Annotated in this window: 13 protein-coding genes; 7 read left to right on the top strand and 6 right to left on the bottom strand. The window is 72.9% G+C overall.

The genetic code is table 11. The features are described 5' to 3' along the window. Positions 1-100: 100 nt before the first annotated feature. Positions 101-2,071, top strand: coding sequence for a M3 family metallopeptidase (locus AB0I15_RS00990; protein WP_358088098.1), 1,971 nt, complete (start codon positions 101-103; stop codon positions 2,069-2,071). Here the strand turns inward: AB0I15_RS00990 and AB0I15_RS00985 are convergent. Both AB0I15_RS00985 and AB0I15_RS00980 read right to left on the bottom strand, forming a co-directional pair. Then, complete coding sequence (locus tag AB0I15_RS00985) at positions 2,064-2,882, bottom strand: NAD(P)H-binding protein (protein ID WP_358088095.1); 819 nt, start codon at positions 2,880-2,882, stop codon at positions 2,064-2,066. The two genes, AB0I15_RS00990 and AB0I15_RS00985, sit on opposite strands and share 8 nt — an antisense overlap. 17 nt (positions 2,883-2,899) lie before the next feature. Further along, complete coding sequence (locus AB0I15_RS00980) at positions 2,900-3,445, bottom strand: PadR family transcriptional regulator (protein ID WP_358088092.1); 546 nt, start codon at positions 3,443-3,445, stop codon at positions 2,900-2,902. Between the two features lie 52 nt (positions 3,446-3,497). On the opposite strand from AB0I15_RS00980, the gene AB0I15_RS00975 reads away from it, so the two are divergent. Then, positions 3,498-4,742, top strand: coding sequence for an MATE family efflux transporter (locus AB0I15_RS00975; protein WP_358088089.1), 1,245 nt, complete (start codon positions 3,498-3,500; stop codon positions 4,740-4,742). Here the strand turns inward: AB0I15_RS00975 and gltX are convergent. Together gltX and AB0I15_RS00965 are read right to left on the bottom strand one after the other, a co-directional pair. Continuing rightward, a complete protein-coding gene (gene gltX, locus AB0I15_RS00970; RefSeq protein WP_358088086.1) occupies positions 4,636-6,009 on the bottom strand; it encodes a glutamate--tRNA ligase in 1,374 nt (457 codons plus the stop codon). The genes AB0I15_RS00975 and gltX overlap by 107 nt on opposite strands. Next, complete coding sequence (locus AB0I15_RS00965; protein WP_358088083.1) at positions 6,002-6,778, bottom strand: fumarylacetoacetate hydrolase family protein; 777 nt, start codon at positions 6,776-6,778, stop codon at positions 6,002-6,004. The genes gltX and AB0I15_RS00965 overlap by 8 nt, the downstream gene beginning before the upstream one ends. A gap of 157 nt (positions 6,779-6,935) precedes the next feature. Between AB0I15_RS00965 and AB0I15_RS00960 the strand changes: the two genes are divergently transcribed. Continuing rightward, complete coding sequence (locus tag AB0I15_RS00960) at positions 6,936-7,280, top strand: antibiotic biosynthesis monooxygenase (protein WP_358088080.1); 345 nt, start codon at positions 6,936-6,938, stop codon at positions 7,278-7,280. A 72-nt stretch (positions 7,281-7,352) separates the two neighbouring features. Here the strand turns inward: AB0I15_RS00960 and AB0I15_RS00955 are convergent, their stop codons facing one another. Beyond that, the gene (locus AB0I15_RS00955; protein WP_358088078.1) at positions 7,353-7,952 is read right to left on the bottom strand and encodes an HD domain-containing protein; all 600 of its coding nucleotides are present in this window, start codon (positions 7,950-7,952) and stop codon (positions 7,353-7,355) included. A gap of 203 nt (positions 7,953-8,155) precedes the next feature. Here AB0I15_RS00955 and AB0I15_RS00950 point away from each other — a divergent pair, with 203 nt between their 5' ends. From AB0I15_RS00950 to AB0I15_RS00935, 4 genes are all read left to right on the top strand, one after another. Beyond that, entirely contained in the window at positions 8,156-9,757 is a 1,602-nt protein-coding gene (locus AB0I15_RS00950; protein WP_358088075.1) for a heparinase II/III family protein, read from the top strand. A 180-nt stretch (positions 9,758-9,937) separates the two neighbouring features. Beyond that, positions 9,938-14,671 carry an amino acid adenylation domain-containing protein gene (locus AB0I15_RS00945; RefSeq protein WP_358088072.1) on the top strand — a complete coding sequence of 1,578 codons (4,734 nt, stop codon included), beginning with the start codon at positions 9,938-9,940 and terminating at the stop codon, positions 14,669-14,671. Then, positions 14,668-22,860 carry an amino acid adenylation domain-containing protein gene (locus AB0I15_RS00940; RefSeq protein WP_358088069.1) on the top strand — a complete coding sequence of 2,731 codons (8,193 nt, stop codon included), beginning with the start codon at positions 14,668-14,670 and terminating at the stop codon, positions 22,858-22,860. The genes AB0I15_RS00945 and AB0I15_RS00940 overlap by 4 nt, the downstream gene beginning before the upstream one ends. Further along, positions 22,857-23,837, top strand: a complete 981-nt coding sequence (locus tag AB0I15_RS00935) for a threonine/serine dehydratase (protein ID WP_358088066.1) — start codon at positions 22,857-22,859, stop codon at positions 23,835-23,837. The genes AB0I15_RS00940 and AB0I15_RS00935 overlap by 4 nt, the downstream gene beginning before the upstream one ends. 62 nt (positions 23,838-23,899) lie before the next feature. Here the strand turns inward: AB0I15_RS00935 and cimA are convergent, their stop codons facing one another. Continuing rightward, entirely contained in the window at positions 23,900-25,474 is a 1,575-nt protein-coding gene (gene cimA / locus AB0I15_RS00930; protein WP_358088063.1) for a citramalate synthase, read from the bottom strand. Positions 25,475-25,476 lie beyond the last annotated feature (2 nt).

Genomic DNA, 25,476 nt, shown 5'->3' with positions numbered 1-25,476 from the left:
AGACCAAAACGATTGCCGAACCGGCCCTCCGCCGCCCGCACCACGCGTCCGGCCGTGCCAAGCTGAAGAGGACAAAACACCACGTGGAGGAGCCTAAGCGTTGGTCGAGAATCCGTTCTTCGCCCCTAGTGATCTGCCGTACGAGCTGCCGCCCTTCGCGGACATCCGGGAAGAGCACTACCTGCCCGCGTTCGAGCGGGGCATGGCCGTACAGCTCGCCGAGGTCGAGGCGATCGCGAACAGCACCGAGCCGCCGACCTTCGACAACACGATCGCCGGACTCGAGCGGTCGGGGCGGATCCTCGACCGCACGGCCACGGTCTTCTTCAGCATCGCCTCGTCCAACTCGAGCGACGGCATCATGGAGATCGAGAAGGAGGTCTCCCCCCAGCTCACCAGGCACAGCGACGCGATCCGGCTCGACCGGGCGCTGTGGGCCCGCATCAAGCAGGTCGCCACGGACGACCCCGAGGAGTCCTGGCTGCTGGAGAAATACCGCGACGACTTCATCCGGGCCGGGGCCGACCTGTCGGAGCCGGAGCAGGCGCGGCTGCGCGAGCTCAACGAGGAGCTGTCCAGGCTCTCGACGGAGTTCGCGCAGAGCCTGCTGAAGGCGTCCACGGAGTCGGCGCTGGTGGTGCGCGACGCCAAGGAGTTCGACGGCTTCGACGCGGCCAAGATCGAGTCGTTGCGCCAGGACGACGGCACCTACGCGCTGCCGCTGCTCAACTTCACCTCCCAGCCCGGCCTGGCCCAGCTCACCGACCGCGACGTGCGCCGCCGGCTCTACGAGCTGAGCGTGGGCAGGGCGCCGGGCAACTTCGTGCTGGCGGCCAGGATGGCGGCGCTGCGGGCCGAGCGGGCGGCGCTGCTCGGGTTCCCCGACCACGCCTCCTACTCGGTGGCCGACCAGACGGCCAAGACCGTCGACGCGGTCGAGGAGATGCTCGGCCAGCTCGTCGGCCCCGCCGTGCGCAACGCGGGCAAGGAGGCCGAGGCGCTGACCCAGCAGGCCGGGTTCGCGATCGAGCCGTGGGACTGGTCGTACTACTCCGAGAAGGTGCGCCAGGCCCGCTACGACTTCGACGGCGACGCGATGCGGCCGTACTTCGAGCTGAACCGGGTCTTCAGGGACGGCGTGTTCTTCGCGGCCACGAAGCTGTACGGGATCACCTTCACCGAGCGACCCGACCTGGGCGGATACCACCCCGACGTGAGCGTGTCCGAGGTGTTCGACGAGGACGGGAGCCGGTTGGGGCTGTTCGTGCTCGACCCGTACGCCAGGGCGACCAAACGCGGCGGCGCGTGGATGAACAACCTGGTCGACCAGTCGTTCCTGTTCGCCCTGCGGCCCGTGGTGATGAACAACCTCAACATCACCAAGCCGGCCTCCGGGCCGACGCTGCTGACGTACGACGAGGTGAACACCGCCTTCCACGAGTTCGGCCACGCGCTGCACGGGCTGTTCTCGCAGGTGCGCTATCCGCGGGTGTCGGGCACCAGCGTGCCGCGTGACTTCGTCGAATACCCGTCGCAGGTCAACGAGATGTGGGGCACCTGGCCCGAGGTGCTGGCCAACTACGCCAAGCACCACGAGACGGGCGAGCCGATGCCGGCCGAGCTGGTGGAGAAGCTGCAGGCGGCCGAGAAGTTCAACCAGGGCTTCAAGACCGTCGAATATCTGGCCGCCACGCTGCTCGACTGGGCCTGGCACCGGCTGAAGCCCGGGGAGACGGTGGACGACCCCGAGGCGTTCGAGGCCGCCGCGCTGGAGACCGCCGGGATCGCCGTCCCGCTGGTCAGGCCGCGTTACCGGACCAACTACTTCGCGCACGTCTTCGCCGGCGGCTACAGCGCCGGCTACTACTCCTACATCTGGAGTGAGGTGCTCGACGCGGAGAGCGTGGAGTGGTTCAAGGAGAACGGCGGGCTCACCAGGGCCAACGGCGACCACTTCCGCCGTGAGCTGCTCTCCCGGGGCGGGAGTCTCGACCCGCTGACCGCCTTCCGGAACTTCCGCGGGCGCGAGCCCAGCATCCAGCCGCTGCTCAACCGCCGCGGCCTCATCTGAAGTTCTCGACGTGCTCGGCGGCCCACTGCGCGAACGTGCGCGGTGGCCGCCCCGTCACCTGCTCCACCACCGGCGTGACCTGGTAGGCGTCCTCGGGCACGTCGCCGAAGACCTGGATCTGGAACTCGATCAACTGCTCCGGCACGCCCTCGGCCCGGTAGCGCTTCCGCATCTCGTCCACGGTGAGCTCGACGAAGGCGATCTCGCGGCCGATCGCCTCCGACAGGATCCGCACCTTGGCCGGGACGTCGAGCAGTTCGGGGCCGGTGAGGCCGTAGGAGGCGCCCCCGTGCCCGTCCTCGGTCAGCGCGGTGGCGATCACGGCGCCGATGTCGGCCTCGTGCACCATCGCGGTCCTGGTGGCGCCGAAGGGCTCCTCGACCACGCCCCTCGTCCGCACGGACTCCGCCCAGGCCAGGGCGTTCGACATGAACTCGGTGGGCTGCACGTACGTCCAGTCCAGGTCGCTCCCGGTCACCGCGGGCTCGAGTGTGCCCTCCGACCAGCCGCTCAGCAGCGTCACCTTGCGCACGCCCGCCGCGCGGACCAGCTCGACGATCTCCGGGCCGTTCGTGAGGGGCGCGTAGTCGGCGCCGGCGGCGTCGATGAGGTGCACGCCCGTGACGCCCTCCAGGGCGGGCACGAGGGTCTCGGCGCGGCTCAGGTCGCCCTGGACGACCTCGACGCCCTCGGGCAGCCGCGCCCTGGACGGGTCGCGGGTGAGGGCGCGTACGGGGTGGCCGGCGGCGCGGAGGTGGCCGACGACGTGCCTGCCTACGGAGCCGGTGGCTCCTGTCACCAGATAAGTCATGGGGATGACGCTAGGGACTATTGCGGAACGTTCAGTTCCTCGATTCTCCGGCGAAGCCATTCCCTCTCGGCCTGGCTCGAGGCGCGGGCGATCAGCAGCATGCCGCGCCGGTACGGGTCGGGCTCGTCCTTGGCCCTGACCGGCCTGCCGCCCTCGTAGAAGAAGCTGGCCGGCGCCTCCAGGAAGGCCAGCCTGCGGGCGAGCACCTTCGCCTGGCCGGCCGGGTCGGGCAGCGCCGACAGGAACGTCAGGAGCGCGAAGAACCGGGCCTGGTCGCTGATGTCGAGGTCGGCCGGCTCGCGCAGGCGGCGCAGCAGCTCCTCGCGGCCGGCCCTGGTGATCGTCAGCACCTGCCTGCGCGCCGCCGCCGCGCCCGCCTCCTCGTGCCGTTCGACCAGGCCCTTCGCCTCCAGCCGCGCGATGGCCGGATAGAGCGCGCCGTCGCTGACCGGGCGCAGGTGGCCGGCCAGCGCGGTGAGGCGGGACTTCAACTCGTAGCCGTGCATGGGGCGCTCGTTGAGGAATCCCAGGATCGTGAGGCTCAGGTCACCGCCGCTTGCCATGGGCGGCATCGTAACGCTATACCTCTAAACGAGATATATCGAAACGAGGTATATGATGATCCGCCTGGCGCTGCCCATCTACGTGGAGTTGCTGACCGCCGTGGTCGCGGTCGGCGTGATCGACCTGCTCTGGGTCTCCGGCCTGGGCGAGGGGGCGATCGCGGCGGTCACCGTGGGCACGACCGTCGAATTCCTGGCGTACGGGCTGTTCCTGGCCGTGCCGACGGGGATCACCGTGCTGGTCGGGCGCCGCGACGGGCACGCGCCGCTGGGTCCCGTGGTCAGGACGGGCCTGCTGCTGTGGGCGGTCTTCTCCGTCGCCATCGCCGTGCCGGGGGTGCTGCTGCGCGAGCCGCTGGCGGCCCTGTTCACCGACACGCCCGCGCTGACCGCCGGCTTCTTCCTGGTCTCACTGGCCGGGCTGCCCGTGTACTTCGCCCAGACGGTCGTGGACGGGATCCTGAAGGGCCTGGGGAACACGAGGCGGCCCATGCGCCACGCGCTCCTCTGCAACGCGCTGGTGATCGCGCTGGACCCGCTGTTCATCTACGGCCTGGACATGGGCGTGCAGGGCGCGGCGGCGGCCACCGTGCTCGCGCGGGCGATCACGCTGGCGATCGCCCTCCGGTCGGTGGCAAGGCTGAACGGGCGGGGCCTGATGGCGGGCGAGGTGATCAGGACCGGGCTGCCCATGTCCGGAGATTTCCTGGCTCGTGCTCTGGTGGGGATGGCGCTGGTCGAGCTCGTGGCCGGGTTCGGCACGGCGGCGGTGGCCGGTTACGGGATCGGGCAGAAGATCATGCTGGCCGGGGTGATGGTCTTCTACGCGCTGCGGCAGGCGGCGATGATCCGCACCGCCCGGTCGGAGACCGTCAGGTCGCCGCTGCTGCTCGGGCTCGGGTCGGGCGTGGCCGTCGCCGCCGTGCTCAACGTGGTCGCCGTGCCGGTCGCCGGGCTGTTCACCGGCGATCCGGCGGTGGCCGTGGGGTTCCTGCGGTGGATGACGCTCTATCTGGTGCCGTTCGGCGGGCTGATCGCCGTCGGCGGGGTGCTCCAGGCGAGCGGAAGGGGCAGCCGCCTGCTCGCCGCCACGCTGGCGGGATTCGCGGTGCAACTGCCCCTCGCGTACGCGCTGAGCGCCTGGCTCGGCCTCACCGGGGTGTGGCTGTCGATGGCGGCGGGCGCCGCGGTCAGCCTCGCAGGCGCGCGAGCGCCGCGCGCAGGCGGTCCTGGGCCCGCTCGCGGCCCAGCACCTCGATCGACTCGAACAGCGGCAGGCCCACCGTCCGGCCGGTGACCGCCACCCGCACCGGGGCCTGGGCCTTGCCGAGCTTGAGCCCGTGGGCCGCGCCGACCTCCTCCAGCGCCTGCTTGAGCGACTCCGGGTCCCAGTTGACGCTCTCGAGCCGCCCGAGGTAGCCGGTGAGGATCTCCTCGGGCGCGTTCTTCATCGCCTTGTCCCAGGAGGGCTGGTCGAAGACCGGCTCACCGAGGAAGAGGAAGTCGACGTTCTGCCGGATCTCCGACAGCACCGAGATGCGGGTCTGCGCCAGCCCGGCGACCTTGCTGAACAGCTCGCGGTCCCAGGAGTCGTCGAGGTAGGGCGCGCAGCGCTCCTCGAACGTCTCCAGCGGCAGCGCCCGGATGTACTCGCCGTTGAACGCGCGCAGCTTCTTCTCGTCGAAGAAGGCGTTGGACGCGTTGACGTCCTCCAGCCGGAACAGCTCCGCCATCTCCGACCACGGCAGGATCTCGCGGTCCTCGCCGGGGCCCCAGCCGAGCAGCATGAGGTAGTTGACCATGGCCTCGGGCAGGTAGCCCTCGGCGCGGTAGTCCTCCAGCGCCACCTTGTCGCGGCGCTTGGACAGCTTCTTGCGCTGCTCGTTGACGATCACCGGCAGGTGCGCCCAGACCGGCGGGTTGGCCCCCAGCGCGGGCCAGAGCAGCTCCTGGCGGGCGGCGTTGGGCAGGTGCTCCTCGCCGCGGGCCACGTGGGTGATGCCCTGGGTGATGTCGTCGACGGCGTTGGCCAGCACGTAGAGGGGCGAGCCGTCGCTGCGCGCGATCACGAAGTCTTCCTGCGCGTTGTTCGGGAACTCCACCCGGCCGCGCACCAGGTCGTCGACCACCGTGACGCCCTCGTCGGGCGTGCGGAAGCGGGCAGCGCCCGCGGTGAGGCCGCGGTCGCGGCAGTGGCCGTCGTAGCCCTTCTCCTTGGAGCCGGTGCGCTCCTGGACCTGCTCGCGGGTGCAGTCGCAGTAGTAGGCCTTGCCGTCGGCCAGCAGCTTGGCCACGGCCTCGCGGTGCTGCGGCTCGTAGGCCGACTGGAAGTAGGGGCCCTCGAACACCGGATTGGTGCCGTTGATGCCGATCCAGTCGAGGGCCGAGATGATGCCCTCGGTCCACTCGGGCCGGTTGCGGGTGGCATCGGTGTCCTCGATGCGCAGGATGAACCGCCCCTTGGACCGCTCGGCCACCGCCCAGTTGAACAGCGCGGCGCGGGCGCTGCCCACATGGAACATGCCGGTCGGGGAGGGGGCGAACCGCACCCGTACGTCAGTCACGGGAGACCACCTTGTTCGTGAGTGTGCCGATGCCTTCGATGCCGACGCTGACCTCGTCGCCGATCTCGAGCGGGCCGACGCCCGCCGGGGTGCCGGTCAGGATGACGTCGCCGGGGATCAGCGTCATGACCGCGCTGACGTAGGCCACCAGCGCGGGAATGTCGTTGACGAGCTGACTGGTGCGCCCGCTCTGCCGGATCTCGCCGTTGACCGTGGTCGTCAGCGCCAGGTCGCTCGCGTCGAGGTCGGTCTGGATCCACGGCCCGAGCGGGCAGAACGTGTCGAACCCCTTGGCCCGGGTGAACTGCACGTCCTTCTTCTGCAGATCGCGGGCCGTCACGTCGTTGGCGCAGGTGTAGCCGAAGATGACGTCCTTGACCCGCTCGACCGGCACCTCCCGGCAGAGCCTGCCGATCACCACGGCCAGCTCACCCTCGTAGTCGACGCGGTCGGACAGCGACGTGGGATAGGCGATGTTCTCGCCGTGGCCGATCACCGTGGTGGACGGCTTCATGAAGATGAGCGGCTCTTCGGGCACCTCGTTGCCCAGCTCGGCCGCGTGCTCGGCGTAGTTTCTGCCGATGGCGACGACCTTGCTCGGCAGCATCGGGGCCAGCAGCTTCACCTGGGACAGCGGGAAGCGCTCGCCGGTGAACTGCACCTGGCCGAACGGGTGGCCGGAGATCCCGGAGATGAACTCCTCACCCGGACCGCCCTCGACCACGCCGAACGTGACGCCTTCGCCTGTGGAGAACCTCGCAATACGCACCCGCCCAGGCTATCGCCGCCGCCGGAAGGGTCGGCCCATTTATGCCGCCGGCCGTGTTCATGCCACGGGCCGGGATCGGGTGCCGGCGATCGCCCGCGTTAGCCTGGAGCCCTCACCTTCGCCGCACCGATCCGTGCGCTGACGAGAGGGGCCTGTGTTGTCCGTCGTGAAGATCAATGTGCTCGATGTGCCCGCCGAGATGCGCGAGGAGCTCGAACGGCGCTTCGCCAACCGGGCCGGGATGGTGGAGTCGGCCGACGGGTTCGAGTGGTTCGAGCTGCTCAGGCCGGTCGAGGGCACGGAGCGGTACCTCGTCTACACGCGCTGGCGCAGCGAGGAGGACTTCCAGACGTGGCAGCAGGGCCAGGCGTTCCAGCGCGGGCACGCGCAGGCCGCCCAGGCCGCCCAGGGGCAGGGTCACGGGCACGGGCAGGGACCCGCGGCGACGGGTTCCGAGGTGTGGTCCTTCGAGGTCGCGGAGTCCGCGGGTCCCAAGTCCTGAAGGCGCGCCGTTCCAGGCGGCCGCCCTTGAGCCGGTCCAGGCGGCTGTCTCAGGCCGCTCCCCTCGGCCGCCTCAGGACGCGTCCAGCGGGTTCGCCGCGATGCGGTCGAGGATGCCGCCGCGGACGAACTGACCCGCGAAGCTCGACGGCTTGCGCGCGCCCTGGTCCGTGATGCACGCGGCGAACTCTTTGGCTATCTCCAGCCGGGGGTGGCGCTCCAGGACCTCCTGGCGTACCCCGGCGGGGATCTCGTCCGTCGCGCGGCCCGAGATGTCCATGCCGGTGGAGAGTTCGAGCAGGTGCCCCTCCGGATCCTCCTCCAGCGGGACCTCCTCCCACATGTGGCGGATGATCACCTCGCAGGCGCGCAGGCGCCGCTCCGGCGACCAGCCGGCCCCGGCGGTGAAGGCCCAGGCCACGTGGCCGCCCGCCTCCTCGTACGGCACCGTGTGGCTGTCGAACTCCGCCGCCAGCCCGAGGTCGTGCAGCAGGGACGACACGTAGAGCAGCTCCGCGTCGAAGGCGATGCCGTGCACCCTCGCGTACGCCGCCGCCCACAGGTAGGCGCGGATCGAGTGGTTCAGCAGCGACGGCGAGTGGTAGCGGGCCGCCACTTCGAGCGCGCCACGGCAGGCGGGCGTGTCAGGGATGACGAGGTCGTCGATTCTCACGTACCCCAGCATGTCGCGGCAGGTACGGGCGCCGCCAGCCGGGATGCCGGCGCCGCATCGGGCGGCTAACGAATCGGGAACTCGGCTTGACCGCTTGATCGTGATTCCGAAAGCATGTCCCGCCTTCAACTTTTGTCCCGAAAGGAACTGGCGTGCGCCGGCTCGCGATACCCCTATGCCTCACGCTCGCACTCGGCGCCTCCGTGAGCCCTCTGCTGAGCCCTCTCGCGGGTACCGCGCACGCCGACAAGGTGACCCGCACGGCGGAGTGCCAGGGCGACTGGCTGCCCGGCACGCCGACGGCCTCGGACGTCATGAAGGGCGAGCTCGAGCTGGTGGGGCTGCCGGCGTACAAGCTGGGCAAGAAGATCAACTGGGACGCGAGCCCGTACCGGAACCGTTCGTGGGAGTTCGTGTTCCAGTCGCTGCGCTGGATGGGCACGCTGGTCGTCGAGTACGAGAACAGCGGCGAGCAGCACTACCTCGACCGCGCCACGGAGATCGCCCAGGACTGGGTGGCGAACAACAAGTACGGCGCCCGCGGCACGCAGTCCTACGTCTGGAAGGACCACCCGGTCTCGCTGCGCACGCAGCCGCTGCTCTGCCTGAGCAGGCACGTCAACGCGGGCTGGCTCAAGGACAGCCTGGCCGTGCACGCCCGCCTCCTGTCGGACGCGCGGCTGTACAAGAAGGGCCACAACCACGGCATCGACCAGGACATCGCGCTCATGGGCATCGGCTGCAGGTACGGCCGCAAGGACTGGGCGAGCCTGGCCTCCAGCCGCCTGACCGGCACCGTGAAGCTCGACGTGGACGCGCAGGGCGCGCTGATGGAGCAGGCCCCCAGGTACGCGGTCTACGTGTACGGCCGGCTGCAGGTCGCGATGACCAATATGAAGGCGTGCGGCCGCAAGGTGCCCGGAGCGATCGCGGAGCGGACCGAGGCCCTCAAGGACTTCATCGCCCACGCGACCATGCCCAACGGCTACATGGTGCCCATCGGCGACGGCAGCGCCGACACCGAGCCCAAGATGGAGGCCGGCACGCCGAAGCAGGAGGTCAAGGCGTACCGGGCGGGCTACGTGTTCGGGCGCACGGCGTGGGGCAAGCCGGAGTCGGCCTACTACTCGATCAGGTACGGTCCCGGGACGAAGTTCCACGGCCACGAGGACCACCTGGGCGTGACGTACTACGCGCAGGGGCGCGACATCCTGGTGGACGGCGGGTTCCACTCCTACGAGAAGAGCTCCTACCGCTACTGGACGCTCTCGCCGGAGGCGCACAACGTGCCGACGGTGGTGGGCGCGCGGTTCAGGCCGAAGACCGCCAGCAGCCTCGTCAGGACGGACTACGGCAAGGACCGGCAGTCCTTCCAGGTCACGGACAAGGCGTACGGGGTGAGCCGGACCAGGTCGGTGCTGGTCGACCATGGCGAGGACCTGATGGCGGTGCTGGACACGGCGTCGGGCGGCAAGAAGGTCAGGAACGTGTGGCGCTTCGCCCCCTCGCTCAAGCTGGTCTCCAAGAGCGGCGGCAAGGTGGTGCTCGGGGACGGCAAGTTCAGGGTCACCCTGCTGCAACTGTCGTCGTGCGACCGGGTCGGCGGGCAGAAGGTGGAGCGGGGCGGGAAGCTGGGCTGGGTGTCGCCCACGTACCTGTCGAAGCAGGCGACCAACGTCGTCGTGTCGCCTGCGGCGAAATCTCTGCTGACGGTGATCGTGCCGGGGACCGACTCGCCCAAGGTGTCGTGCTCCGCGGGGAAGATCACGGTGGAGGGCGTTTCGTTCCGCTCAAGCCTCTTCTGAGGAAGCTGTCGCTTCTTGTCTCATCCATCACATTAGTGCGCAAAAAGGCACTGCCGTGGGGGGACTCAATAGGTAAGGTCTTCCCGGCATGTCACGCAAAACCGTTACAAGCCATTAAATCTTGCACTACAAGCGCGAGCAGCTAAGGCAGAACCGCTGATGGCGAGTACGGAACGGTCCATGGCGACCGAAACGTTCGACACACCGTGCCGCGTCCACGAGGCGATCGAAGCGCAGAGCCGGCGTACCCCGGAGCGCACCGCCGTCGTGGCCGGCACCACCAGGCTCGGCTACGCGGAGCTGAACCGCAGGGCCGACGATGTCGCACACGCCCTGTCCGAGCGGGGCGTCGGCCCGGGCGGGCTGGTGGGCGTCTGCCTCGAACGCGACGAATGGCTGATCCCCGCGCTGGTGGGCGTGTGGAAGGCGGGGGCGGCCTACGTGCCGCTGGACCCCGCCTACCCGGCCGGGCGGCTGCGGTTCATGATCGAGGACGCGGCGGTGACCGCGCTGCTGACGTCGGCCGCGCTGCGCTCCACCGCCCTCCCGGCCGGGGCCGAGCCCATCCTCATCGAGGACGTGAAGCCCGGGGCCGGGCCGTTCCACGTGCCCGGCGATCCGGGCGACCCGGCGTACGTGATCTACACCTCCGGCTCCACCGGGACCCCCAAGGGCGTGGTGGTGGAGCACCGCAACACCATGAACCTGCTGCGCTGGGAGGCCGCCGCCTACACCGCCGAAGAGCTGGGCGGCATGCTGGCCGGCGCCTCGGTGTGCTTCGACCCCTCGATCAGCCAGCTCTTCCTGCCGCTGGTGGCCGGCGGGACGGTGATCCTGGCCGACAACCTGCTCGCGCTGCCGACCCTGCCGGCCAGGGACGAGGTGCGCACGGTCTACGGGGTGCCCTCGGCGCTGTCGGTACTGCTGCGCGACCGGCTGCCCGCCGGTGTGCGCGCGGTGTTCTCCGGCGGCGAGCCGCTGACGGGCGCGCTGGTGCGGCGGATCTACGCCAACCCCGGGGTACGCCGGGTGCTCAACCTGTACGGGCCGACCGAGTGCACCACCACCTGCGCCGTCGCCGAGGTGGGCCGGGATCGGGAGGACGAGCCGTCCCTGGGCGAGCCGATCGCCGGGGCGGTGTTCTCGGTACGCGACGCGCACGGCAAACCCGTTCCCGAGGGGGAGCCGGGTGAGCTGTGGATCGGCGGGCCGGTGGTGACCCGGGGCTACCTGGGGCACGAATCGGCCGCGTTCCGCACGGAACCGGACGGCACCCGGGTCTACCGCAGCGGCGACGTGGTCCGCCGGGTGGCGGGCGAGCTGCGCTTCGCCGGCCGGGCCGACGACCAGGTCAAGATCCGCGGCTACCGGGTGGAGCCGGGCGAGGTGGAGGCCGCGCTGTCCGGCCATCCCGCGGTGCGCAGGGCCACCGTGCTGGCCGCGTACGACGATGACGGCGCCTACCTCGTCGGCCACGTGGCGGCCTCCGGCGTCGGCGAGCCCGAGCTGCGCGAGTGGCTGCTGGCCCGCTTACCCGGGCATCTGGTGCCGACCAGGATCGGCGTGGCCGAGGAGCTCCCGCTCGGCCCCAACGGCAAGGTGGACCGCGCGGCCCTGCCCGAGCTGCGCGCCGGAAGATCGGCGGGCACGGCGCCCGTCGCCCCTCGGGACGACGACGAGCGCCTGGTGGCCGAGGTGATCGCCGATGTGCTCGGCCTGCCCGAGGTCGGGGTGCACGACCGCTTCGCCGAACTGGGCGGGCATTCCCTGGCCGCGGCCCGGGTGGTCACCGAGCTCTCGCGCCGGCTCGGGCGCACGGTGCCCCTCGCCGCCTTCCTGACCGAACCGACCGCGGCGGGCCTGGCCGTCCGCTTGGCGGGCGCCGGACCACGGGATGAGCCGGAGCTGGTGCGGTGGAACGGCCGGACCCGGTACCCGCTCACCGGCATGCAGCGCGAGTTCTGGACCCTCAAGCAGCTCCACCCGCACACCCCCGTCACCACGCTGGCGATCCGGCTACGCGTGCGCGGGCACGGCTCCGCCCCCTTGAGATCGGCGCTGGACGCCGTCGTCCGCCGGCACGAGGTGCTGCGCAGCAAGGCCGGCGTCGGCGAGGACGGCGTCCCGTACGCCGAGGTGCGCCCACCGGCCCCCGTGACCCTCATCGAGCACGCGGCGGGCGAGGATCCGGAGAGGGTGGCCAGGGCCGCGGCGGCGCACGTGTTCGACGTGACGAGCGAGGTGCCGCTGCTGCGGGCCCACCTGTGCCCGGTGGGCGAGCCGGGATCCGGGACGGAGGCGGAGCTGGTGGTCGTGGTGGACCACCTCGCCTTCGACGGCGCCTCGGTCGGGGTGCTGATGGCCGAGCTGGCCGCCGAGCTGGCCGGCAGCCCGGTTCCCCCGCCCGCGGTCCAGGTCGGCGACGTGGCCGTGCATGAGCGGGAGCGGCCGGATCCGGCCCGGTCGCGGGAGTTCTGGCGGGACGAGCTGGCCGGCGCGCCGATCGCGGGCCCGCCTCCCGAGGACCTGACGGCGGGCAGGGTGATCCGGCCGCTACCCGGGGAGATCGTGGCGGGCGTGGACGCGCTGGCCCGGGACTGCGGCGCCACCCCGTTCGCGGTCTACCTGGCCGCTCTCTCCCTGGCGAGCGGCGAGCCCGACACCCTGGTCGGGATGGTCACGGCGCGGCGGGCCCGGCCGGAGCTGACCGAGGTGATCGGCCCGCTGGTGGACACGCTGCCGGTGCGGCTGCGGCCGAACGACGCCCCCACCTTCCGTGACCTGGTGCGGCAGGCCGCCGCCGCGACCACGCGGGCGCTGCTCCACCAGGAGGTCCCGCCGGCCGGCCTCCCCCGCGCCCCGGTGCTGCTGGCCATGCAGCACACCGGCGTCCCGGTGCGCCTGGGCGACCTGGAGCTGCTCACCGACCTGGGCTCGGGCGCCACGGGCCACGAACTGAGCGTGCTCGTCAACCAGAGCGCGACCGGCGCCGAACTGCACCTGGAGTACGCCACCGCCCGCCTCGACCCGGACCGGGCCGAGGCGTACCTGGACCGGCTGATGTGGCTGCTGCGGCGCGCGCCGGCCGACCCGGACCGGCCACTTTCGGCGGTCGACCTCGTCACCCCGGACGAGCGCACCGCGCTGCTGGCCCTCGGGGCCGGGCCGGAACTGCCGAAGTTCCCCGAGACGGTGCCGCTGGCGCTGGCGGCTCACACCGGCCCGGCCGCCGTGGTCGGCCCGGACGGCGCCTCGCTGGGCTATGCCGAGCTGAGGGACTGGTCCGGCAGGGTGGCGGCGGCGCTGGTGGAGCACGGGGTGCGGCCGGGTGAGGTGGTCGGGGTCTGCCTGCCGCGCGACCACCTGCTGCCCGCCGTCCTGCTGGCGGTGTGGTGGGCGGGCGCGGCCTATCTGCCGCTGGACCCGGAGCACCCGGCCGAGCGGCTGCGCTGGCTGGCGCGGGACGCCGGGGTGCGGGTGGTCCTCACCCGAGGCGGCGTGCCCGCCGTCCCGGACGTCACCACCCTGGACGCGGATCACCTGGCGGCCGCCCATGACGTACGGGCGGAGCCGTACGCGGTGGAGGCCGCGGACCTGGCGTACGTGCTCCACACCTCGGGCTCGACCGGCACGCCCAAGGGCGTCGAGGTCACCCACGGGAACCTCGCCGCCTACGTCGCCGGGCTGGTGACCGAGCTGCGGCTGGGCCCGCACGACGTCCAGCCGGCCGTGGCGCCGCTGACCTTCGACACCTCCGCGTCCGAGCTGTGGGTCCCCCTCAGCGTCGGCGGCACCTGTGTGGTGGTGGACCGGGCCACGGCCGTGGACGGGCACGCGCTCGCCGCCCGGATCGCCTCTGCCGGGGCCACGGTGATCGACCTGGTACCCACCACGTACCGGATGCTGCTGGCCGCGGGCTGGGCCGGCGATCCGGGCCTGATCGCCATCGCCGGCGGGGAGAGCCTGGATCCGGCCCTGGCCGGGCAGATCCTCCCCCGGGTCCGCGAACTGTGGAACACCTACGGGCCCACCGAGGCCACGGTCGCCTCGATCCAGCACCGGCTCGACCCCCGCACGACGGGCCCGGCGCTGACCGGGGTGCCGATCGGGCTGCCGATGCCGGGCGAGCGGGCCTACGTGGTCGACTCCGAGCTGCGGCTGGCGCCGCCGGGCGCGATCGGCGAGCTGCTGCTGGGCGGCGCCGGTGTGGCCCTGGGTTACCGGGGCCGGCCCGATCTGACCGCGGCCGCGTACGTCGAGGACCCGTTCGTGCCCGGTGGCCGGTGCTACCGGACCGGGGACCTGGCACGGTGGCGGCCGGACGGGACGCTGGAGTTCCACGGCCGCCGCGACCACCAGGTGAAGGTGCGCGGGTACCGGATCGAGCTGGGCGAGATCGAGGCCGTGCTGCGCGAGGTGGCCGACGGGGTGGTCACCGTGGCCGGCTCGGGAGCGCAGGCGCACCTGGTCGGCCATGTCGCGCCGGAGAGCGCCGACCTGGCCGCGGCCGAGCGGCACCTCCGCTCGCGGCTGCCCGGCCACATGGTCCCCCGGCGGTGGGTCGCGCTGCCCGCCCTGCCCACCCTGCCCAACGGGAAGATCGACCGGGCGGCCCTGCCCGAGCCGGCCGACGGCCCGGAGACCGAGCGGGTCGCGCCGGGCACCGACTCCGAACGCCTGGTGGCCACCGTCTGGGCCGCCGTGCTCGAGCGGCCCGCCATCTGGGCCGACGACGACTTCTTCGCCCTGGGCGGGCACTCCTTCGCCGCGACCCGCGTGGTGAGCCGGCTCCGGGAGACGCTGGAGCTGGCCGTTCCCGTGCGGTTGCTGTTCGAACGACCGTTGCTCGCCGACTTCGCCGCCGGAATGGAAGAACTTTTGATCGCCGAACTGATGGACGGGAGCGACGCATGACCGAGGTTCGTCCGGATCGGATCGCCGAGTTACTCCGATCCCGGTTCGCCGCTGCCCAGGCCGCGGCCGAGACCTCTGGAAGCCTGGGGATCCCGGCGCTGTCCGCGGCGGACATGCCGCTGTCGCCGGCCCAGGAGCGGCTGTGGTTCCTGGCCCAACTGGAGCCGGACGCCCCCGCCTACAACGTGCCGCTGGCGCTGCGGCTGAGCGGGCCGGTGGACGTCGCCGCCCTCACCGACGCGGTGACCGACCTGGCCGAGCGGCACTGGGTCCTGCGCGGCGTCATCGAGGACGCGAGGGTGCGGCCGGCCGGCGGTGTGCCCGTGTCCGTGGTGGACGTGGAGCCCGCGGAGCTGGAGCGGGCGCTGTCCGAGCAGGCCTGGCGCCCGTTCCGGCTGGACGCGGAGCCGCCCATGCGGGCCACGGTGTTCCGGCTCGGCGGGGACGAGTGCGTGCTCGCGCTGACCCTGCACCACATCGCCACCGACGCGTGGTCGGAGCGGCTGCTGCTGCGCGACCTCGCGGCCCTGTACACGGCTCGCCTCGGCCTGGCCCCGCAGCCGGAACCCCCGGCCCTGCAGTACGCCGACGTGGCCGCGTGGGAGGCCGAGCAGCCCGAGACCGGCCTGGACTGGTGGACGGAGCGTCTGGCCGGGCTGCCGCCGGTGCTGGACCTGCCCGCCGCCCGGCCCCGCCCGGCCGTCTCCGCCTGGCAGGGTGCCGCGGTCAGGGTGGAGGTGCCCGAGGCCCTGTCCGCCAAGGTGCGCGCGGCGGCGGGCGTGACGCCGTTCATGGTGTTCCTGGCCGGCTTGCAGACGCTGCTGGCCCGCCTGTCCGGCGGCGACGACATCGCCGTCGGGGTGCCGCACGCCGGACGCCACCACCCGGACGCCGAGCAGGTGGTGGGCTGCTTCATCAACACGCTGGTGATGCGGACCGACACCTCCGGCGACCCGACCGGGGCCGAGCTGCTGGGCCGGGCCCGCGCCACCGCGCTCGACGCGTTCACCCACGCCGCCACGCCGTTCGAGCGGATCGTGGAGCGGCTCCAGCCGGAGCGTAACCTGTCGGTCACCCCGCTGTTCCAGGTGATGCTGAACGTGTACGACGCCGACCCGCCGGTGAGCCTGCCGGGCGTCGACGTACGGGCCGAGCCGCTGCCCTCGGCCACCGCCAAGTTCGACCTGAACCTGCAGCTCGGCGACGACGGGACGCGGTTCGCCGGCGAGCTGCGCTACCGGACCGACCTGTTCGGGGAGTCCGACGCGCGGCAGCTCGTGGACTGGTACCTGGCGCTGCTCGACGGGATGCTCACCGAACCGGACGCGCCGGTCCGGCTGCCGTCCGGCCCCGACCTGCGTGGCCCGGCCCTGGACTGGCCGGCCGGCGTGCCGCTGCACGGGTTCTTCGAGCGGATGGCCGACGCCGTCCCGGACGCGCTCGCGGTGCTCGCCTCGCCCGGCGACGCCGAGGCGGACCGGCTCGGCTACGCGGAGCTGGAGCGGCGGGCCAACCAGGTGGCGCACTGGCTGCTGGCTCAGGGGGTACGGCCGCAGGAGCCGGTCGGGGTGCTGCTGGAGCGGCGGCCGGAGCTGGTCGTCGCCATGCTGGGGGTGCTCAAGGCCGGCGCCGCCTACCTGCCGCTGGACCCGGTCTACCCGGCGCGGCGGACCGAGTCCGTGGTGGCCGCCGCCGGCGTGCGCATCGTCCTGACCGAGGCCGAGATCGCCGCCGCCGCGGACCGGCCCGGTGACCGCCCGGACGTGCCCGTGCCGCCCGACCACCTGGCGTACGTGATCTACACCTCCGGCTCCACCGGCGAACCCAAGGGGGTCGCGGTCGAGCACCGGCAGATCACCCACTACCTGGGGGCCATCGCCGAGCAGATCCCCGGCGACGTCGCCTCGTTCGCCCTGGTGTCCACCACCGCCGCGGACCTGGGCCTGACCAACGTCCTGTGGACGCTGACCACCGGCGCCACCCTGCACCTGATCGACCACGAGACGGCCACCGACCCGGACGCCTACGCCGCCCACCTGGCCGCGCACCCGGTGGACGCGGTGAAGATGGTCCCCAGCCAGCTCGAACTGCTGGGCCTGACCGCGCTGCCCCGGAAGCTGCTGGTCCTGGCCGGCGAGGCGGTGCCGGCGGACCTGGTCGAACGGGTACGCGCGGCGCGCCCCGACCTGACGGTGAAGATCTACTACGGGCCCAGCGAGACCACGGTGACCGCGCTGGCCTGCGACGCGGCCGAGTCCAGGCCGGGCCTGGCGCCGCTCGGACGGCCGCTGGCGAACGTGGTCTGCCGGGTGGTGGACGCCGCGGGACGGCCGCTGCCGCACGGCGTGCCGGGAGAGCTGTGGATCGGCGGGCCCGGCGTGGCCCGCGGCTACCTCAACCGGCCCGACCTGACCGGACAGCGCTTCACGGACGGCTGGTACCGCACGGGCGACCGGGTGCGGATCGGCCCGGACGGGCTGGTGGAGTTCCTGGGCCGCGTCGACGACCAGGTCAAGGTGCGCGGGTTCCGGGTCGAGCCGGGTGAGGTCACCGCCGCGCTGCGGGCCCTGCCGCAGGTGGGCGAGGCCTTCGTCCAGCCGGTCGGCACGGGGGCGCTGCGACGGCTGGCCGCCTGGGTCACGCCCGCGGGCCTGGACACGGCCGCGATCCGCGCCGCGCTGCGGGAGCGGCTGCCCGACTACATGGTCCCGGCCGCGATCGGCACGCTGGAGTCCTTGCCGCTCACCCCGAACGGCAAGGTGGACCGGGCGGCGCTGCCGCTCCCCGAGGCCGCGCCGGCGGCGCGGGCGCCCCTCCGCACCCCGGCGGAATGCCTGGTCGCCGAGGTCTGGGCCGAGGTGCTCGACCTGCGGCGGGTGTGGGCCGACGACGACTTCTTCGTCCTGGGCGGGCACTCGTTCGCCGCCACCCGGGTGACCGGCCGGTTGCGGGAGCGGCTCGGCGCGCCGGTCCCCGTGCGGCTGCTGTTCGAGCACCCGGTGCTCGCCGACCTGGCCGCCTCCCTTCCCCGGCCGTCGTCGGCGGTCGTGGCGCGGCGGGAGCCGGTGGACGGCCCGGCCCCGTTGTCGGGGGCGCAGGCGAGGCTCTGGTTCCTGGCGCAGCTCGAACCGGAGAGCACGGCGTACAACGTGCCGGTGGCGCTGCGGCTGCGCGGCCCGCTGCGGGCGGAGGCGCTGCTGGGCGCGGTGCGCGACCTGGCCGAGCGGCACCACGTGCTGCGCGGCGCGATCGACGACTCCGGCGCCGAGCCGGTGCTGGTCCTGCGGCCGGCCTCCGAGGTGCCGGTCGCCACCCGGCGGGTGGAGCCGTCCGGCGTCGCGGCCGCGCTGGACGAGCAACTGGCCACGCCCTTCGCGCTGGACCGGGAGCCGCCGATGCGGGCCGTGCTGTTCGCCGTCGGCGAGCAGGAGCACGTGCTGTCGATCACCTTCCACCACATCGCCACCGACGCCTGGACCAAGGGCCTGCTGCTGTCGGAGCTGTCGGCCCTGTACGCCGCCCGCCTCGGACGGCGCCCGGCACCGGAGCCACCGCCCGCCCAGTACGCCGAGGTTGCCCCGCTCCCCGACCTGGCCGACCTGGACTGGTGGGCCGAGCGGCTGCGCGGCCTGCCGCCGGTGCTGGACCTGCCCGCCGACCGGCCCCGGCCCGCGGTGGCCGACCCCGGCGGCGGGGAGGTGGAGCTCGAGCTCTCCGCGGAGCTGAGCGAGCGGGTGCGGGCGGTGGCCGCCGCGTACCGGGCGACGCCGTTCATCGTCCTGCTGGCCGGGCTGCAGGCCCTGCTGGCGCGGCTGTCGGCGAGCACCGACCTCGCGGTCGGCGTGCCGGTCGCGGGCCGGGACCGTCCGGAGACCGAGGGCGTGGTCGGCTGCTTCCTCAACACCGTCGTGGTACGCACCGACGCCGGCGGCGACCCGACCGGCCGCGACCTGCTGACCCGGGTCCGCGAGGACGCACTGGGCGCCTTCGCGCACGCGGCCGCCCCGTTCGACCGCGTGGTGGACCGGCTCCGGCCGGAGCGGAACCTGGCCGCGACCCCGCTGTTCCAGGTGATGCTGAACTACTACCCCGACCCGGGCCGGCCGGAGCTGGCCGGCCTGGACGTGAGCGAGCTCCACCTGGAGGAGCAGACCGCGAAGTTCGACCTGAACTGGTACGTCATCGACGGCGGGCCGGACAGCCCGCTGCGCGGCGGGCTCGGCTACCGCACCGACCTGTTCGACCCGGCCACCGCGGCCCGTTTCACCCGCTGGTACCTGACCCTGCTGGACGGGATGCTGGCCGACCTGGACACGCCCGTCGGCGCAGTGCCGCTGGAGCCGGTCACCGGCCCCGTCATCGCCGGCGAAGCGCTGCCGGCCCCGTCCGGCGCCGCGGTGCACCACCTGATCGAGCGCTGGGTGGACGAGACCCCGGACGCGCCCGCCGTGGTGGGCGCCGACCGCAGCCTTACCTACGGGGAGCTGGAGGAGTCCGCCAACCGCATCGCCCATTGGCTGCTGGAGTCCGGCGTACGCGCGGACGAGCCGGTCGGCGTCCTGCTGGAGCCGGGCGCCGACCTGGCCTGCGCCCTGTTCGGGATCCAGAAGTCGGGCGGCGGCTACCTGCCCATGGACCCGGCCTACCCGGCCGCGCGGATCGCCGCCATGCTGGACGCCGCCGAGGTGCGCGCCGTGGTCACCACGGCCGAGTTCGCCGGGCTGATCGGACCCGGCCGCCGGGTGCTGACGCTGGACCGGCTCCCGTCGCTGGCCTCGACCAGGCCGGCGGTCGACGTACGGCCTGAGCACTTGCACCATGTGATCTTCACCTCCGGCTCCACCGGCACTCCCAAGGCCGTGGCCGCCGAGCACCAGGGCGTCATGGGCTACCTGAACGGCATGCTGCCGCGCATCGGCGTGCCCGGCGGCTCGTACGCGGTGGTCTCCACGCCCGCCGCCGACTTCGGTCTCACCTGCGTCTTCGGCGCGCTGACCACGGGCGGGACCGTCCACCTGGTGCCGCGGGAGACGGCGATGGACCCCGCCGCGTTCGCCGAGTACCTGAGCGCGCACCGCGTGGACGTCGTCAAATGCGTGCCCAGCCACCTGGAGCTGCTGGCCTCGGGCGGCGACCTGCCCTCGGTGCTGCCGGACCGGCTGCTGATCCTGGCCGGCGAGGCGTGCCCGTGGGACCTGGTCGAGCGGGCCAGGGCGGCCCGGCCGGGGCTGCGCATCCAGAGCCACTACGGGCACACCGAATCGACGATGATCTGCCTGGTCTGCGACACCGAGGAGATCCCGGCCGAACAGCGGACCGGGATCGTGCCGCTGGGCCGTCCGCTGCCGGGCGTGTACGGGCACCTGGTGGACGCGAGCCTGCGGCCGGTGCCCGCCGGGGTGCCGGGCGAGCTGGTCGTCGGCGGTCCCGGGGTCACCCGGGGCTACATCGGCCTGCCGGAGCTGACCGCCGAGCGGTTCGTCCCCGACCCGCTGACCGGGCGGGGACGCTGCTACCGCAGCGGCGACCTGCTGCGGGTCGGCGCCGACGGGCGGATCGAGTTCCGCGGCCGGGTGGACGACCAGGTCAAGGTCCGCGGCTACCGCGTCGAGCTGGGCGAGGTCATCACCGCGCTGCGGGCCCTGCTCCAGGTCGCCGAGGCCGTGGTGCTGCCGGTGGGCGAGGGCAAGGCCAGGCAACTGGCCGCCTGGGTGACGCCCGCCGGCGTGGAGGCCACGGCGGTCCGCTCCGCGTTGCGCGAGCGGCTGCCCGACTACATGGTGCCGGCCCACATCGTCGCGCTCGACCGGCTCCCGCTCAACCCGAACGGGAAGGTGGACCGGGCCGCCCTGCCCGAGCCGCAGCCCGAGCAGGCGGAGTACGTGGCGCCGGCCACGGCGAACGAGGAACTGGTCGCCCGAGCCTGGGCCCAGGTGCTCGGCGTGGCCGAGGTCGGGGCGAGCGACGACTTCTTCGCCCTGGGCGGGGACTCCTTCGCCGCCGTGCGCGCGGTCAAGGAGATCGGCCGCGGTCTGCGGGTGATCGACCTGTTCACCCGGCCGACGGTGGCCGAGCTGGCCGCGTTCCTGGACCGCGAGGACGGCGGAGGGCTGCTGCACCGGCTGGGCGGTGGCCGTACCAGTGAGTTCACCCTGGTGTGCCTCCCGTACGGCGGCGGCTCGGCGGCGGTCTACCAGCCGCTGGCCTGGGCGCTCGGCGAGCGGGTCGAGGTGCTCTCGGTCGAGCTGCCCGGCCACGACCCGGCCCGCCCCGACGAACCGCCGCTGCCGCTGGACGAGCTGGTGGAGCTGCTCGCCCCCGAGGTGGCCGCCGCCGCGTCGGGGCCCATCGCGATCTACGGTCACTGTGTGGGCTCGGCGCCCGCGGTGGCCCTGGCTCGCCGGCTGGAGGCGGACGGCGTCCAGGTGGCCGGCGTGATCGCGGCCGGCAGCTTCCCCACGGCCCGGCTGCCCGGCCTGGCCCAGCGGCTCTTCCGAGGCGACCGCTGGGTCTCCGACCGGATGTTCCACGACGCGCTGCGGGCCACCGGCGGGCTGCTCGACGACATGGACGAGGCCGCCAAGCAAGCCTCCGTACGCGCGATGCGCCACGACGCCACCCAGGCCCGGGAATGGTTCGGCCGCGAGCTGGCCGGCGGCGGCGCGCCGCTGCGCGCCCCGATCCTGTGCGTGGTCGGCGAGCGGGACCGGCTCACCGAGCTCCACCAGGAGCGGTACGCCGAATGGGCGGTCTTCGGGCCCAGGGTGGACCTGGCCGTGCTGCCCCGCGCCGGCCACTACTTCCTGCGGCACCAGGCCGAGCCGCTGGCCGCCCTGGTGCTGGAGCACCTGGCGCGCTGGGCGGCCGGCGACCTGCCCGCTGCCATGCCCCCGCCCGAGCGCACCGGCCTGCGCCCCTTCTACACGGTCGCCGTCGGGCAGCTCGTCTCGACGGTGGGCTCGGCGCTGAGCTCGTTCGCCCTCGGCGTCTGGGCCTTCCAGCACAGCGGCAGGATCCTCGACCTGGCCCTGGTCGTGATGCTCTCCCAGATCCCGGCCGTGCTGCTCACCCCGCTGGGCGGCGCGCTGGCCGACCGGGTGGACCGGCGGCGGATCATGCTGGCCTGCGACGCCGTCTCCGGGCTCGCCATGGCCGCGATGGTGCTGCTGCTGGTCACCGGCGGGCTCGACCTGCTGAGCGTGTGCCTCATCGTCGGCGTCACCTCCGTGGTCACCGCGTTCCAGCAGCCCGCCTACCTGGCCGCGATCGCGCAACTGGTGCCCAAGCCCTACCTGCCGCAGGCCAACGCCCTGGCGAACCTGGGGTTCGGGATCGGCAACGTGGTGGCACCGCTGGCCGGCGGCGCGCTGATCGGCACGCTGGGCCTGTCGGCGGTGGTGGCCATCGACGTGGTCACGTTCGGGATCGGGGTGGTGACGCTGCTCGCCGTGCGCTTCCCCGACCGGCTCTTCCACCGGCAGGAGGAGACGTTCCGTGCCGCGCTGACCGGTGGCTGGCACTTCCTGCGCAGGCGCCGACCGCTGCTGGTGATGGCCCTCTACTTCGCGGTGGTCAACTTCGGCACCGCGCTGATGTGGGTGCTCATCACCCCGGTCGTGCTCGGTCTCGGCTCCTCGGCGGATCTGGGGCTGGTGACCGCGCTCGGCGGCCTCGGCGCCGCCGCGGGCACCGGGCTGGTGCTGGTGTGGGGCGGAACCCGGCGTCGGGCCACCGGCATGGTCGGCTTCGTGATCGGCTCCGGGCTCAGCATGATCCTGATGGGCGCCTGGCCGACGCTGTGGGTGGTCGCCGCCGGGCTGTTCTTCCGGCTGGCGTGCATGAGCATCACCAACGCGCACTGGCTGTCCATCATCCAGGTGAAGGTGGGGCCGGAGCTGCAGGGCCGGGTGCTGGCCGTCAACGTCATGCTGGCCACGGCCATGCAGCCGCTCGGCTTCCTGTCGGCCGGGCCGCTGGCGGAGGTGGCGCAGCCGTACACCTCGGGCGGATCGGGCCGGGGCGCCGCGCTGGTGCTGCTGGTCAGCGGGGTCCTGCTGGTGATCTGGGCCGTGCTCGGGCTGCGCTACCGGACGCTGCACTATCTGGAGGACCTGGTCCCCGACGCCGCGCCGCCGCCCGAGGCCGCGGCCGACCTGAACGCCGTCCAGGAACGGGTGCTGGCCGCATGACCCTCACCCAGGAGACGGGCACCCAGGAAACGGGCGCCCCGGAGACGGCTCTGGTGACGGCGGCCGACGTGAGCGCGGCCGCCGCCCGCATCGCCCCTTTCCTGCGCGGCACGCCGCTGCTGCCCCTGCCCGGCGAGCGGCTCTGGATCAAGCCCGAGAACCGCCAGCCCACCGGCTCGTTCAAGGTGCGGGGGGCGATGAACGCCGTGGGGCTGCTGGCCGAGAGAGGCGTCGAGCACGTCATCGCGCAGTCGTCCGGCAACCACGCCCAGGCCGTCGCGTACGCCGCGGGCCGGCGCGGCCTCCGGGCCACCGTGGTCCTGCCCGACACGGCGCCGGAGCTGAAAGTGGCCGCCGCCCGCCGGCTCGGCGCCGAAGTGGTGATCACGCCGCCCGCCCTGCGCGAGGACACCTGCGTGGCCCTGGCCGAACGGCTCGGGGCGGCGCTGATCCGCTCCGACGCGTTCGACGTCATCGCCGGCCATGGCGGCGTCGGCATCGACATCGCGGACCAGATGGCCGGCCCCGTCACGATCCTGGTGCCGGTCTGCAACGGCGGTCTGCTGGCCGGGGTCGCGGTCGCGGCCAAGTCCGCGGACCCGGCGATCACCGTGATCGGGGTCGAACCGGAGCTGGCCGCCGACGGCGCGGCCAGCTTCCGCTCCGGCCGGCGTACCGCCTGGCCGGTGCACGAGACCTACCGGACCAGTGCCGACGGCCTGCGTGCCCCGGCCCTGGGCGAGCTGGCCTGGGAGCACATCCGCCGGTACGTGGACGACATGCTCACGGTGAGCGAGGAGGGCATCGCCGCCGCCGCCGACCTGCTGTGGACGAGCCTGGGGGAACGCGCCGAGCCCAGCGGCGCCGTGACGACGGCGGCCTACCTCGCCCACGGCTCGGCGCTGCCGCCCGGCCCGGTGGTGGCCGTCCTGACGGGCGGCAACGTCGCCGTGAGCGGCGCACCGAACGCGGGCTGAGCGTCAAACGGTCGCGGCCCGCACTGAGCGTCAGACGGTCGCGGCCCGCGCCGTGCCATCCGTCAGCAGTCGCGGCCCGCGCGCAGCAGCCCGTACGTCACCGCCTGCTCCAGCGCCTGCCAGGAGGCGTCGATGATGTTCTCGGCGACCCCGACCGTGGACCACTCCGTGTTGTCGTCGCTGGAGGTGATGAGGACCCGGGTGATGGCGTCGGTGCCGTGGGTGCCCTCGAGTATGCGGACCTTGTAGTCGACCAGCTCCAGCTTGGCCAGCTCCGGGTAGAGCTGTTCGAGCGCCAGCCGCACGGCCCGGTCGAGGGCGTTGACGGGGCCGTTGCCCTCGCCGGTGGCCACGATGCGCTCGCCCTTGGCGTGCAGCTTGACCGTGGCCTCGCTGACCAGCTCGCCGCCCTTGGTCCGCTCGACGATGACCCGCCAGGACTCGACCTCGAAGTGGCGCTTGCGCTCGCCGTGCACCGTGTCGCGCAGCAGCAGCTCGAAGGAGGCGTCGGCGGCCTCGAAGGTGTAGCCCTTGGACTCCAGGTCCTTGACCCGCTCCACCAGCGTCTTGGTGTGCTCGGGCGTCAGCTCGTAGCCCAGCTCGCGGCCCTTGAGCTCGACCGAGGCGCGGCCGGCCATGTCGGAGACCAGCATGCGCATGTCGTTGCCCACCTGCGCCGGGTCGATGTGCTGGTAGAGGTTGGGGTCGACCTTGATGGCGCTGGCGTGCAGGCCGGCCTTGTGGGCGAAGGCGGACATGCCGACGTAGGGCGCGTGGGAGTTGGGGGTGACGTTGGTGACCTCGGTGATCGCGTGCGCGATGCGGGTCATGTCGGCGAGCGCTTCGCGGGGCACGAGGTCGAAGCCCCGCTTGAGCTGCAGGTTCGCCACGACGGTGAAGAGGTTGGCGTTGCCCGAGCGCTCGCCGTAGCCGTTGGCGCAGCCCTGGACGTGCGTGGCCCCGGCCTTGACCGCCGCCAGCGTGTTGGCCACGGCGCAGCCCGTGTCGTCGTGGCAGTGGATGCCGACGCGGGCGCTGGTGCGTACGGCGTCCTGGACGATCTCGGCCAGCTCGTCGGGGAGCATGCCGCCGTTCGTGTCGCACAGGGCGATGACGTCGGCCCCGGCCTCCGCCGCGGTCCTGAGAACCTCGAGCGCGTAGGCTGGGTTGGACTTGTAACCGTCGAAGAAGTGCTCGGCGTCGAGGAAGACCCGCTGTCCCCCCGCACGAAGATGAGAGACCGTATCGCGGATCATCGCGAGGTTCTCCTGGAGAGTCGTGCGGAGGGCCAGCTCCACGTGCCGGTCGTGACTCTTGGCGACAAGGGTCACGACCGGCGCGCCGGATTCGCGCAAAGCGGCCACCAATGGGTCGTCGGCTGCCTTCACACCGGCCCGGCGGGTCGCGCCGAACGCGGCTAGTTGCGCGTGCTTCAGGTCGAGCTCTGTTCGAGCGCGCCTGAAGAACTCTGTGTCCTTGGGGTTGGCGCCCGGCCAGCCCCCTTCGATGAAACCGACGCCCAGGCCGTCCAGGTGGCGTGCGACAGCGAGCTTGTCCGTGACGGAGAGGTTGAGCCCCTCTTGCTGTGCTCCGTCACGCAGCGTCGTGTCGTATACGTGGAAGCGGTCGTCGGCCATGG

The organism is Nonomuraea sp. NPDC050643 (assembly GCF_040654715.1).
In the GTDB taxonomy this organism is placed as follows: domain Bacteria; phylum Actinomycetota; class Actinomycetes; order Streptosporangiales; family Streptosporangiaceae; genus Nonomuraea.
The sequence above is the reverse complement of the archived record's forward strand: the minus strand, read 5'-3'. Positions and strand labels throughout refer to the sequence as shown.